11 protein-coding genes and 1 other RNA gene are annotated in these 13555 nt (G+C 38.5%); 5 read left to right on the top strand and 7 right to left on the bottom strand.

All coding sequences use genetic code 11. From position 1 onward, the window contains the following. Positions 1-59: 59 nt before the first annotated feature. Together pepP and B7C41_RS13780 are read right to left on the bottom strand one after the other, a co-directional pair. Entirely contained in the window at positions 60-1400 is a 1341-nt protein-coding gene (gene pepP, locus B7C41_RS13785; protein WP_085299520.1) for a Xaa-Pro aminopeptidase, read from the bottom strand. A gap of 119 nt (positions 1401-1519) precedes the next feature. Next, a complete protein-coding gene (locus tag B7C41_RS13780; protein ID WP_085299519.1) occupies positions 1520-2089 on the bottom strand; it encodes a UPF0149 family protein in 570 nt (189 codons plus the stop codon). 252 nt (positions 2090-2341) lie between these two features. On the opposite strand from B7C41_RS13780, the gene B7C41_RS13775 reads away from it, so the two are divergent. The 4 genes from B7C41_RS13775 to metK all read left to right on the top strand — a co-directional run bounded on the left by B7C41_RS13775 (position 2342) and on the right by metK (position 5873). Further along, entirely contained in the window at positions 2342-2647 is a 306-nt protein-coding gene (locus B7C41_RS13775; protein ID WP_085299518.1) for a cell division protein ZapA, read from the top strand. Between the two features lie 141 nt (positions 2648-2788). Next, a non-coding RNA gene (gene ssrS, locus B7C41_RS13770) (6S RNA) lies at positions 2789-2970 on the top strand. 684 nt (positions 2971-3654) lie between these two features. Beyond that, the gene (gene murI, locus B7C41_RS13765) at positions 3655-4509 is read left to right on the top strand and encodes a glutamate racemase (protein WP_085299517.1); all 855 of its coding nucleotides are present in this window, start codon (positions 3655-3657) and stop codon (positions 4507-4509) included. 176 nt (positions 4510-4685) lie between these two features. Beyond that, positions 4686-5873, top strand: coding sequence for a methionine adenosyltransferase (metK, locus tag B7C41_RS13760; RefSeq protein WP_085299516.1), 1188 nt, complete (start codon positions 4686-4688; stop codon positions 5871-5873). 230 nt (positions 5874-6103) lie between these two features. Here metK and B7C41_RS13755 read toward each other — a convergent pair whose 3' ends face one another. From B7C41_RS13755 to B7C41_RS13735, 5 genes are all read right to left on the bottom strand, one after another. Next, positions 6104-7195 (bottom strand): porin, encoded by a 1092-nt coding sequence (locus B7C41_RS13755; protein WP_085299515.1) that lies wholly within the window; start codon positions 7193-7195, stop codon positions 6104-6106. An 86-nt stretch (positions 7196-7281) separates the two neighbouring features. After that, positions 7282-10143: an aminomethyl-transferring glycine dehydrogenase gene (gene gcvP / locus B7C41_RS13750; RefSeq protein ID WP_085299514.1), complete on the bottom strand. Its 2862-nt coding sequence runs from the start codon at positions 10141-10143 to the stop codon at positions 7282-7284. 59 nt (positions 10144-10202) lie between these two features. After that, on the bottom strand, positions 10203-10589 hold the full coding sequence (gene gcvH, locus B7C41_RS13745; protein ID WP_085299513.1) for a glycine cleavage system protein GcvH: 387 nt from the start codon (positions 10587-10589) through the stop codon (positions 10203-10205). A gap of 112 nt (positions 10590-10701) precedes the next feature. Further along, a complete protein-coding gene (locus tag B7C41_RS13740) occupies positions 10702-11997 on the bottom strand; it encodes a serine hydroxymethyltransferase (protein WP_085299512.1) in 1296 nt (431 codons plus the stop codon). A 149-nt stretch (positions 11998-12146) separates the two neighbouring features. After that, positions 12147-12461, bottom strand: a complete 315-nt coding sequence (locus tag B7C41_RS13735) for a serine dehydratase beta chain (protein WP_085299511.1) — start codon at positions 12459-12461, stop codon at positions 12147-12149. 228 nt (positions 12462-12689) lie between these two features. Here B7C41_RS13735 and B7C41_RS13730 point away from each other — a divergent pair, with 228 nt between their 5' ends. Then, a complete protein-coding gene (locus B7C41_RS13730; RefSeq protein WP_085299510.1) occupies positions 12690-13319 on the top strand; it encodes a helix-turn-helix domain-containing protein in 630 nt (209 codons plus the stop codon). The last annotated feature ends 236 nt before the right edge of the window (positions 13320-13555 follow it).

Here is a 13555-nt window from a genome sequence, read left to right as displayed (position 1 = left end):
TAACTTGCTATCAGCGTTATCACTTTGTGCTTAATCAATGGATTACGCACAAAGGAACACTAATTAGCCATCACCTTTTCAATATCAGCAATAGTTTTTGCAGCATTGACAGTTAAGTTTTCAAAACCAGATTCGGTTACCGCAATATTATCTTCAATGCGAACGCCAATACCACGCCATTTTTCATCAACTGATTTATCGCTGAGTGGGATATAAATTCCCGGTTCAATCGTCATCACCATGCCTGGCGCAAACGGGCGTAATTGCTCACGTTGCTGATTAGAGTGATAGTCACCAACATCATGAACATCAAGCCCTAACCAATGACCAAGGCCGTGAATAAAGTATTTTTTACAGGCATTTTGGGCTAACAATAACGTTATGTCGCCTTTTAAAATTCCTAAGTCGTATAAAGCTTGAGTCAAAAAGTTACACACTAAACGATTAAGTTCAGCAAATGTTTGCTTCGGCTTTATCGCTGAAATTGCTAAGTTTTGACTATCAAGTACCAGTTGATAAATCGCTTTTTGCTCAACACTAAATTGACCGTTAACAGGGAATGTTCGAGTAATATCCGCGGCATAACCGGCTAATTCTCCACCCGCATCAATTAACAATAAATCACCATTGATAAGGGCTTCATCATTATCAGTGTAATGCAAAATATTGGCGTTATCGCCACCAGCTACAATAGAGCCGTACGCAGGATAACGCGCACCATTGCTAGCAAATTCATACAAGAGTTCAGCTTCAATTTGATATTCAAACTTACCAGCTGATGTTCGCTGCATAGCTCTTTGATGGGCTGCGCCACTAATAACATTAACCTGACGCATAATATCAAGCTCGGCATCTGACTTGTGCAAACGCATTTCATGTATTATTTCACTGCAATCTACTAATGATTTTGGCGCTTTAGCACCAGTGCGAGCTAACTTTCTGATCTCAGCTAACCAAGACAACACTTGTTGTTCAAATACGCCATGCTCTTGCTGACAAATCAACACCGAGCTTTTGCCTTCAATTAATGGTAAAAGTTGCTCACTAACTTCAGCTAAGCTAAAGCATAAATCAAACTGATAGTTTTCAACTGCAGCTAGTTGACCAACGCGTCGGCCATGCCATACTTCTTGAAAACTGTCTTTTTCACGAGAAAATAAAACACTTTGCTCTGCTTCTACACCCTCTCCTTTTACCAACGCTAAAATTGCATCTGGCTCATTAAAACCAGTCAGGTAATAAAAGTTTTTACTTTGGCAAAATGGGTACTCAGTATCGTTGCTACGGGTAACTTCCTTTCCCGCAGAAATTAATGCGATAGTATTAGCTGGCATTTTCGTAATAAAATCACTTCTACGCTGACAAAACTCAGCAGCAGGTAATAAAGTATTTTTGATCATATTGGTCAGTATTTAATAGTGGTCTATCTACAGCTAAATAATTTCTTTAGTAAAATTAATTTATTAGAGTGTACTTCAGCTGTACGTATTTGATTACTTAGCTGTAAACTATTTTATGGCTAATGTAGCGTTGCTTCTTTATCTTTAGGCTCTGGCGGAGCACCCAATTCAGTAAAGCAAAGTAAGGCAGAAATTCTAACGTATTCTGCAATTTCGAAATAAGCTTGCTCGGTATCTTCGTCTTCTTCCATTTCATCAGACAAATTAGCGATTTCAACAAAATCGGCAAGTACTTCTTTTACATCATCAGAAAAAGTAGTGGTTTTAGTTTGCTGTAAACCAAAACCGAGATTAAAACCTTCTACCCACTTACTTAATGCGTGACCACGCTCAACGATGGAGTCATCATCATCTGGCAACATCAATTGAAAGCTATATGATTCATCAAGAATTTGTTGCCAAATGTCGCTATACATATCTTTTATTAAGCTTTTAACGCGTACTGGTAGCCCTTCAGCGTTATTAAGCATATCGTTAACCATGGCAATATAATCGCTGCTTTCAAATTCAAAGCCTGCCGAAACAAGGCCGGTAAGTACACCGTGGATTTCAGCGGCATGTGCTTCAACACTTTCACTGGTTAAAATTGCTTGCGCAGAGGGAAAATCTAAAGAACTGCTATCAGACATAAAAATATAATTTCAATAGGGTGTATATTAGCCGCTATCGTAACATTGGCATTGTTTCGATTCCAGAAAAAACCATAGAGATCACTTGCATAGTGTAACACTCACCGTTATAGTTCCTCTTTATTGTACATTGAGTTTTAGTATTCATTTACTTTTCTTAGTGTTAGCTGTAAACGATTAATCACCAACAGCAAAATTATATTGAGTATTTTACTCAATGAACTAAGTTAATGTTTTGAGAATTGTGACGTAATGAGCCAACACACAGTAACAATTAATGTTGCCAACAAACGATTAAAAATCGCTTGTCCTGCTGGTCATGAATCTGCGCTTTTACAAGCGGCGGAAGAAATCAACAAACGTTTAGAAAAAGACACTAAAAAAAGTGCTGTAATGAAGAGCCCCGAACAAGCACTGGTAATGATGTCGCTTAACCTTGCCAACGACTTAATTCAAGCTCGCTCTGAACTTGAGCAAGAACGTGAAAAAATGCAAAGCAAAATTGAATTGCTACAAACCACTATAGAACAAGCCGTTAATTCACCAAAAAGTGCTTAATTAATATCAGCATTTATCTGATATATTTTTGTCTTTAATATTTTTGTTCAAAGAAACTTCAATCTGTTCAAGCATTAAGCATTCAGGTCTTACAAGTGATAAAAGACTTAATACGGCTGACATTATTAGCTATAATGAATTTGTCTTCTGGAGTGTTCGTTTGTGAACTATGTCCCTGAGCCGATAAGTTTTAACTAAGGATGTTGATTATTAGCTATTGTGCAAGCCCGGCTCGTATCGGGAAGCCTACGGTTAAAATGATATTTCCGCCCTGAACACCCGGTGTTCAGGACTAATGTGAACGGCGGCACTTTGGAAGTCATATCTTTTCTTACTCTCAAAAATATCTATAATATTTCCGCGCAACTCTCTAGAAAAGCACCCGATGTTCAGGACTAATGTGAACGGCGGCACTTTGGAAGTCACTATCTCTTTCTAATATTCTACTTATTTTCAAATTTTCCCTACGTCAATTGAAGACACACAATATCAACAATATTTCCGCGCATTCTCTAGAAAAGCACCCGATGTTCAGGACTAATGTGAACGGCGGCACTTTGGAAGTCACTATCTTTTCTTACTCTCAAAAATATCTATAATATTTCCGCGCAACTCTCTAGAAAAGCACCCGATGTTCAGGACTAATGTGAACGGCGGCACTTTGGAAGTCATATCTCTTTCTAATATTCTACTTATTTTAAAATTTTTCCTACTTCAATTGAAGACAAACAATCTCAACAATATTTCCGCGCAACTCTGAGTAAACACCCTATATTCAGAACTAATGTAAACGGCGGCACTTTGGAAGTCACTATCTTTTCTTACTCTCAAAAAATATCTTTAATATTGCCGCACATTATTTAGAAAAACACATTCAAGTATATGCATTTCTGCCTTGTATGTAATAGTACAGACAACTTTATAATTAATTGATAGACCTTGTTTGCCTGTTAATAATATACTTAACGCAGACAAACTTACTTCAGCTCTTAACCTACGTAGACTTAATGCCCACACAGCCAAAAGCAAACACTCACACTTTTATCACTAGCGATTTAGTGAAGCAGCAAAATACCAGTTCTCGGCCTATTGGGGTTTTTGATTCAGGTATTGGTGGCTTATCGATTATGCACTGCATTAAGCAACAGCTACCCAATGAGAACTTACTTTATGTCGCAGATACTTTAAATGCGCCTTATGGTGAAAAATCAACAGTATTTATTCAGCAACGAGTCAATGACATTGCTGATTGGTTTGTAGCGAAAAATGCCAAAGCAATTGTTGTTGCCTGTAACACAGCAACAGTGAGCGCAATTGATCAATTACGCCAAAACCTTGCTATTCCCGTAATAGGTGTGGAGCCTGCAATTAAACCAGCAGCTCAACAGAGTAAGCAGAAAAAAGTAGCTATATTGGTCACTAAAACAACGGCTGAAAATCAACGTTTTTTAGCCTTAGTACAACAATATAGCAATACCAGTGAAATTTATATTCAAGCTTGTCCTGGTTTGGTCGAACTTATAGAACAAGATAAAAAAAATTCATTGGATTGCGAATTAATGCTAACAGCTTATTTACAACCTCTAATAGAGAAAGGTGTTGATACTATTGTCTTGGGTTGTACCCATTATCCACTGGTAACAAGCTTAATTCATGAAATATGCGGCAATAACATTACGATCATGGAAACAGCACAGCCAGTAACTGAGCAATTACAACGTCAATTAATAGCTCACCAGCTCATAAATTTATCAACTCATGTAGGGAGTGCTACTTTTTATAGTTCTCAAAATAGCATTTCACAACAGCAACTTTTTTCGCATATATGGCAGCAATCACTTTCACTGCATAAATTTCCATAAGCTTATTTTTTGCGCTAAGTACGAGAGTAATTCAGAGATTTTGCGATAAATTTGACTCAGCACAAAGACGTTTAGCCATCTAGGCGTAAATAACTCTAGGAAAATATTAACTAAACAGTTAGAATGTCGCTATTAAAAGCAGCTATTGTTTTTCAATTAATTTATACAGAGGGTTTATGTCTACACACCTTTTTACTTCTGAATCAGTATCAGAAGGACATCCAGATAAAATTGCCGATCAAATTTCTGATGCGGTATTAGATGCTATTATCGCTAAAGATAAAAATGCACGTGTTGCTTGTGAAACTATGGTTAAAACAGGTGTTGCGATTATTTCTGGCGAAGTAACAACTAACGCTTGGGTTGATTTAGAAAAGCTAACGCGTAACGTTATTAGCGAAATTGGTTACACTTCATCTGATGTTGGTTTTGACGGTGAAACCTGTGGCATTATGAATTTAATTGGCCAACAATCTCCGGAGATTGCTCAAGGTGTTGACCGTAATAAACCTGAAGAACAAGGTGCTGGTGACCAAGGTTTAATGTTTGGTTACGCGACTAACGAAACACCAACGTTAATGCCTGCTCCTTTGTATTATTCTCACCGTTTAGTTGAGCGCCAAGCTGAAGCCCGAAAATCAGGGGTTCTACCTTGGTTACGTCCAGATGCTAAATCTCAGGTTACTTTTATCTATGAAGATAATAAGCCAGTAGCAATTGATACGGTTGTACTATCTACTCAGCATAACCCGGATATTAAACAAGAAGATCTAGTCAATGCGGTAATGGAAAATATTATCAAACACGTATTACCAGCTGAACTATTAACACCTGAAACTAAATATCATGTAAACCCTACTGGTCGTTTTGTTATTGGTGGTCCGGTTGGAGATTGTGGTTTAACAGGCCGTAAAATTATTGTTGATACTTATGGCGGCATGGCTCGTCATGGTGGCGGTGCTTTCTCAGGTAAAGATCCATCAAAGGTTGACCGTAGTGCAGCGTATGCTGGTCGTTATGTTGCGAAAAACATTGTTGCTGCCGGTTTAGCTGATCGTTGTGAAATTCAAATTTCTTACGCGATTGGTGTTGCTGAGCCTACGTCAATTTCAATTGACGCATTCGGTACAGGTAAAGTATCAGAAGAGCGTTTAGTTGAATTAGTACGTGAACATTTTGATTTACGCCCATACGGTATCACTAAAATGTTGGACCTTTTGCACCCTATGTATAAGCAAACTGCGGCATACGGTCACTTTGGTCGCGAACCATTTGAGATGACTGTTGGTGATGATACTTTCACAGCCTTTAGCTGGGAAAAAACGGATAAAGCGGAGGCGCTTCGCCTTTCTTCTGGTATCTAATCGTTTTAACTAACGGTTAAGAGTTAACTAAACAAAAAACCGCTCATTGAGCGGTTTTTTTATATCTGATGAAATAACCTCAGCTCGGATTAAGCAATACACGACACTATCATCATGAAGAGCGACACTAACCTTGTCGAAGCCATAAGGTTCGGGCTTCTTTCGAATAAAAAAAAGTGGCTTTTCAGCCACTTTTTTTATGCGCGAGCATTAATTTTTAACATTTTCTATTAAAATAAGCCTTCGAAATCATAACGCATACCAACACTTACACTCTTTTGTGTATCAGCGCCTTCAAAATCACGACTTAACCATTCAACAAACACTCGAACTGAATCATTGAGTTGATTTTCAAGTGTAAAGTTGTAGCCGTCAAACGTACGGCCTTGACCGTCGCCATCCCAATCAAAATAAGAAGTTTTGAAGGTATATTTTTCAGTTAAAGCGTATGATGCAGCAATATCTAATGATGATTGGTCATATACAGCAGTACCCATAGTACGTTCGATATCTTGGTATGTTACAGCAACATAAAGATCTTTATTTACCTTCCAGCTACCTGCAACAGCACGAAAATCTCTTTCGTCATTGTCACCTAGCTGCTGATCTAAATAAGATGCACCAACATAAAAATCACCAAAGCTATAGCTAACACCGATTGAACCAGAATCAACATGCTCAGTGCTATTTGCTTCTGAATTATCACCGCCAGCAGAATTTTCAGTGTCACCGTTAAACTGTAAACCAGCATCTAGCTTAAAGCCGCCTCTAGTATATGAGTAGGTAACCATTTGGTTTGTTCGGAAAGGACTTGCTTCATCATAACCAAATGGGCTCGAGCGATTGTTAAATAAATCTGTTGCTTCAGCAACGATATTGTAATGAGGGCTCCATTGCTTACCAAGAGCAACACGGCCAAAGCTACCTTCTAAGCCAACAAAACCTAGACGTGCATCACCAAAATCAGCATCAGCTTCAACATCAACATCCCACTCACCTTGATAAAAAGCAGTAATATCATTGTTTACTTTAATATCGCCCTTAAAGCCAATACGAGAGAAAAAATCAGTTACATCTGTACTACTATCACCATTGCCAAAGTCATTATAGGTTAACGCTGGTCGAAAACTACCATAAACAGTAACACCATAATTTTCTTTTCTTGCTTCTTCTTTCTTGTCGGCACTTTCAAGCTCAGCTAAACGTCTTTGCAAGGCTTCTATTTGGCTTTGTGTATCTGCATCAGCAGCTTGAGCCATAAATGTTGGACTTATTGCCAAAGCAATAGGGAGTAATACAAACTTTAGTTTCATGTTTTTCATTTTCTTTCCTCTGTTTTTACAGTTACTACAACTTCAGTGTTAAACACTTTATTGCTTCTAGTTAAGTGCTCTAATGAGCATATAAATTAATCGCTGTAGGTATCAATACCCGGACAGCCACAAATTAAATTTCTATCTCCGTAAACATTATCGATGCGGTTTGTTGACGGCCAAAATTTGGCTTTATCTGGCGTGCTGCTTGGGTAACATGCTGTCATGCGTGAATAAGCGCGTGGCCATTGTTCTTCGGTTAAGTCACTCAATGTATGTGGAGCATTAACAAGGGGGTTATCCGCTAAAGTCCATGTACCATCTTCAACGTTCGCTATTTCATGCCGAATAGTAACCATGGCATCAATAAACTTATCAAGCTCTTCAAGCGACTCACTTTCGGTAGGCTCAATCATCAGTGTACCCGCAACAGGGAATGACATAGTGGGTGCATGAAAACCAAAATCCATTAGACGCTTCGCAACATCTTCTTCACTTATCCCTGATGACTCTTTTATTGGTCTCAAGTCAATAATACATTCGTGCGCAACACGACCCTTATGACCACGAAATAGCACCGGATAATGCGGGCTTAGTTTTTCCATAATATAGTTAGCATTCAAAATGGCTAACTCAGTTGCTTCGGTTAAACCTTTAGTTCCCATGAGCGCGATATATGCCCATGAGATAGGCAAAATTGAGGCGCTTCCCATAGCTGTCGCCGAAACTGCACCTGAAGAGCTCTCGGTACAATGGCCAGGAAGAAATTCAGTCAGATGAGATTTAACCCCAATAGGTCCCATACCCGGTCCACCACCGCCATGCGGAATACAAAATGTTTTATGTAAGTTAAGGTGAGAAACATCGGAGCCAATAAAACCAGGTGATGTTATTCCTACTTGTGCATTCATATTGGCGCCATCTAAGTAAACTTGGCCGCCAGCATCATGTACTTGTTGACATATTTCTTTAATGCTCTCTTCATACACACCGTGTGTTGAAGGGTATGTGATCATAATCGCTGCTAATTGTTCTTCATGGAGTTCAATTTTACTCGCCAGATCATCCATATCAACATTACCGAGATTATCGCAAGCAACAATCACAATACGCATTGATACCATGGCTGCACTCGCAGGGTTGGTGCCATGTGCTGAACTTGGAATAAGGCAAATATTACGATGATGATCACCGCGAGACTCGTGATAGCGTTGAATGGCAATTAGTCCTGCATACTCGCCCTGTGCACCTGAGTTAGGTTGTAAGGAAAAAGCATCGTATCCCGTAATATTACATAACATTTCGCTTAAGCTGTCTGACAATGCTTGATAACCTAAGCATTGCTCATTTGGTGCATAAGGATGCATGCGTGAAAATTCGGGCCAAGTTACTGGGATCATTTGTGCAGTCGCATTAAGCTTCATTGTGCATGAGCCAAGTGGGATCATGCCATGAGTCAATGAAAAATCTTTATTTTCAAGGCTTTTTAAATAGCGCAACATACGTGTTTCGCTATGGTAACTATTAAATACTGGATGAGTTAAAAACTCGCTTTTACGGCGGCACAGCTCTGGAATATAGTGAAACTCTTCGCTCAATAATGGTTCTATTTCTGCTACTTTTATCACTTGCTCAGTAATGGCAAATAATAAGGCTTCAATATCATCCGCAGTAGTCGTTTCGTCAATGCTAATACCTAATTGCTCAGGAAGTCGACGTAGATTAAGTCCTTTATCGAGTCCTCGCTGATAGATAGCTCCCGTTTTTTCATTGGTTTGTATGGTGATAGTGTCAAAGAAGTGTTCATGAACAAGGCTGAGACCAGCTTGTTCTAGACCTTTAGCTAAAATGGAAGTTAAACGATTTACGCGACGGGCAATTTTTTTCAGACCATCAGGTCCGTGATATACAGCAAAAAATGATGCCATATTGGCTAGTAAAGCTTGTGCTGTACAGATATTCGAATTCGCCTTTTCACGACGAATATGTTGTTCACGTGTTTGCATAGCCATACGTAAGGCAGACTTGCCTTTAGTATCGATGGATACACCAATCACACGACCTGGAATAGTTCGCTTATATTTTTCGCTCGTTGCCATAAACGCAGCATGAGGACCACCATAGCCCATAGGCACTCCAAATCGTTGTGCACTACCAATGACAACATCTGCCCCCATTTCACCTGGCGCTTTCAATAGTGTCAAGGCAAGTAAATCAGTTGCTACAGCAACTAATGTTTTTTTACTATGTGCTTGAGATATCAATGACTCTAAGTTTTGTATTTGACCCGTTGTACCTGGATACTGTAACAACGCACCAAAAACGTCGTATTGATCTAAGTCACTACTTGGCGCAACAATGATTTCAAAAGAAAAATATCGAGCACGAGTGCGAATAACATCTAATGTTTGAGGGTGAACATCATCACTAACAAAGAAATTATTACTTTTATTTTTACCGGCTCTTTTACATAAACTCATCGCTTCTGCCGCCGCAGTCGCTTCATCAAGCAATGAAGCATTAGATAACTCCATAGCCGTTAAGTCAGTGATCATTTGTTGATAATTAAGTAATGCCTCTAAACGTCCTTGTGATATTTCCGGCTGATATGGCGTGTAAGCGGTATACCAACCAGGATTTTCAAATACATTTCGTAAGATTACTTTCGGCACATGAGTATCGTAATACCCTTGTCCAATAAAACTTTTATTGACGATATTTTTTTTTGCGATAGATTGCAATGTTGCAAGCATATCAACTTCACTCAAGGGATCAGCAAGTAACATTGGATGGTGAAGACGAATATTTTCTGGCACCGTTTCATCAATCAAGTCACCACTTGATGCCAAACCCAACGCACTTAACATAGATTCTTTTTGAGCAAGGTTTGGGCCGTTATGGCGATCGATAAAATCTAAGTCATCACCTAATTGCGCTAATAAACTTTCATTACTCATGATTACTCCAATAGCCTCTATGAGCTAATCTATCGTTATAATTAAAAAGGTGACTAAAATTATTCTTCAATACCTGCATAATAGGCATCGCTACCTAGCAATTTATCTAGTTGAGCATGGTTTACAAATCGAATTTTAGCAATCCACCCTTCGGTGAATGGTGCTTCATTAACCATTTCAGGGCTATCATCTAACGCTTCATTTACCGAAACGACCTCGCCAGAAATAGGTGCGTAGACATCAGATGCAGCTTTAACCGACTCAACCAAAGAGTAGCTTTCTCCAACAGTTATTACGTCGCCCACTTCCGGTAACTCGACAAAAACAACATCACCTAATAGTTCTTGTGCATGATTAGAAATACCAAGTGTTGCCGTACCATCGCCATTATCTTTAACCCATTCATGACTAGTGGCAAATTTATAATTTTTTTCTACTGTACTCATGATTGACTCCAAAATTAAGTTATGGCTCCCTTCAACAATGATTTATTATCATTTTAGTAGGGCGAGGAATTTACGTTAACGCGCCAATTAACGCGTCAACTTTTAGTGCTAATTAGCTATATAAAGGAAACTTCTCGCATAGCAATTTGACATGTTCTAGTGCTGCTTTTTCAGCAACACTATTATCGCCTGGATTCAAGGCTAGTCCGTCTAATACATCACCAATGAGTTGGCCAATTAATTCGAATTCATTATTGCCAAACCCTCGACTTGTGCCCGCTGGCGTTCCAAGTCGAATACCTGATGTCACCATAGGCTTTTCAGGATCGAATGGGATGCCATTTTTATTACAGGTGATGCCTGCGCGCTCTAGACTTTCTTCTGCCGCATTGCCTTTTAGGCCTTTAGGTCTTAAGTCAACCAGCATTAAATGAGTATCAGTACCATCGGTAACAATGTCACAACCACGCTCTTGTAAAGTGGCTGCTAGCACATTAGCATTACTCAACACTTTTTTAATGTAGGCGCTAAATTCAGGTTCAAGTACTTCACCTAATGCAACGGCCTTAGCAGCAATAACATGCATTAATGGCCCACCTTGCAAACCAGGGAAAACAGCTGAATTAATTTTTTTCGCGATGGTTTCATCATTAGTTAGAATAAGTCCGCCACGTGGACCACGTAGTGTTTTATGCGTTGTAGTAGTTACAATATCAGCATACGGTAATGGATTTTGATGGTTGCCTGTCGCAACTAAGCCAGCAATATGAGCCATATCAACCATCAATAGCGCCCCTACTTCATCAGCAATAGCTCTAAACTTTGAAAAGTCGATTTGACGAGGAATAGCTGAGCCGCCAGCAATAATTAATTTTGGCTGATGTGCTTTGGCTAATGCTAGCACTTCATCATAATCAATACGCATGTCGTCTTTTTTAACACCATACTGAATTGCATTAAACCATTTGCCTGATTGTGCTGGGCGCGCGCCATGAGTAAGGTGACCGCCAGCATCTAATGACATACCTAGAATGGTATCGCCCGGTTGCACCAATGCGAGCATTACAGCACCGTTAGCTTGTGCACCGGAATGTGGTTGAACATTAACAAATTTTGCATTAAAAATTTGCTTTGCACGATCAATAGCTAATTTTTCAACTAAATCGACATGTTCACAACCACCATAATAACGACGACCTGGGTAACCTTCTGCGTATTTATTAGTTAATACTGTACCTTGTGTTTCCATTACAGCTTTAGAAACAATATTTTCCGAAGCAATAAGTTCAATTTGCTGTTCTTGACGTTTAATTTCTAAATCTATAGCCACTTGTATAGCGCCATCAGTTTCAGGCAATTTAGCTGAAAAAAATTGTTCTAGTTCATGAGACGTATAATGACTTTTCATCTTTACTATCCTTTATTTAAACCGCTAAACATCAAAATGCTTAACGAGTGTGCCAACACAATTGGCATTGAATATTATTTAACAGGCAACAACATCTATCGCTAAACCATCTTTTGATGGTTTCTTCATAGTTACTCACCATACCTAAATCACTTTAATGCCTTGTTTTGATCGACAAAGAGGCTAAACATTAGTTTCTTTAATAGACCGGGAATTTTATCTGAACTCGCAAGGTCTGGTGTTTGAGGTATTAAACTCAATGTACAAGCAATATCAGTGGTATGACTTTTGCCAGTTAATGCCAATGAGTTATAAGGATTAGCTTGTATATTAGATGTTTGAGTAAGTACGGGAGGTTTAGTAAGCAGTTTGATAAAACAATTATCAGCAATCATAGGCTTAGAAGTATATGAACTTAATAGCTCAATATTGGCTTTGAATAAATCGAAAATACTATGTGCCACACCTAACTCCGAATATTTATGCTAACGATCAATCCCGCAACGTTTTTAAAACATAGCAGCCAGAACTTTCCATTTCAATAACTTTATTTCCTATTGGAAATTTTATCCACTAAAATAGGGCTTAAGCATTGATTTTATTAATTGTTTATTTTTTGATGTTTCGGGTTTTTTGCCTGCTTAGGATATGTAACAATTAGGTCATCAGTATTTTTTAGGTTCGTAAATAAAATGAGTGAGCAAAACAAGGTAGATATATACCCTTCTATGGTAGTGGCTGACAGCCAAGAAAATGTTCGCGCAGTTGAGAAGGTTACTATTGGCGCGCAATTAAAAGCGATTCGTACTAACAATAAGTTAACTCTTGAAGAAGCAAGTAAGCGCACAGGTTTAGCACGTTCTACTTTATCAAAAATAGAAAATGAGCAAATATCACCAACATTTACTGTTATGCAAAAACTCGCTGCAGGCCTTAATATAGAACTCCCTCAGTTATTTACTAAACCTAAAGCAAGGCAGGCAACGGGACGTAGAGATATAACACTAAAAAGTACAGGGAAGTCACACGTAACGTCAACTTATGAGCATGAACTGCTTGCAACACAGTTTCGTAATAAAAAAATGATGCCTTATAAAAGCCGCGTATATGCCAGAAGTTTTGAAGATTTTGGCGAATGGGTTCGTCACGAAGGAGAGGAATTTTTATTGGTATTGGAAGGAGAGGTTCAACTACTTACTGAGTTTTATGAGCCGATGACTCTCAGTAAAGGAGATAATGTCTATTATGATGCCACGATGGGGCATTTAGTTATTTCAGTGAGCGAAGAAGATGCCGTTATTCTGTGGGTAACTGCAGACTAGCACGCAAATTTTAACAAAAAACCATAAAATACAACAACTCAAGTGCGCGTGTTAGTCTTAAAAAAAATTTAAAAGCTTATTTAAAATTTAAAATAAGCATTCTCTTTTCAAAAACATGAAATTAATTCTATTAAATATCCTTCTTATATTTTGAAGGCAGCATTGTTCATCTATATTATTTGTTTATTATTCAATAGTACATGTTCAGCTTAAAAACGATCATTAAAACACTGCCT

Origin of the sequence: Cognaticolwellia mytili (assembly GCF_002104475.1) — a bacterium.
GTDB classification, from domain to species: Bacteria; Pseudomonadota; Gammaproteobacteria; order Enterobacterales; family Alteromonadaceae; genus Cognaticolwellia; species Cognaticolwellia mytili.
Note: the sequence above shows the minus strand (reverse complement) of the source record. Positions and strands in the feature narration are given on the sequence as shown.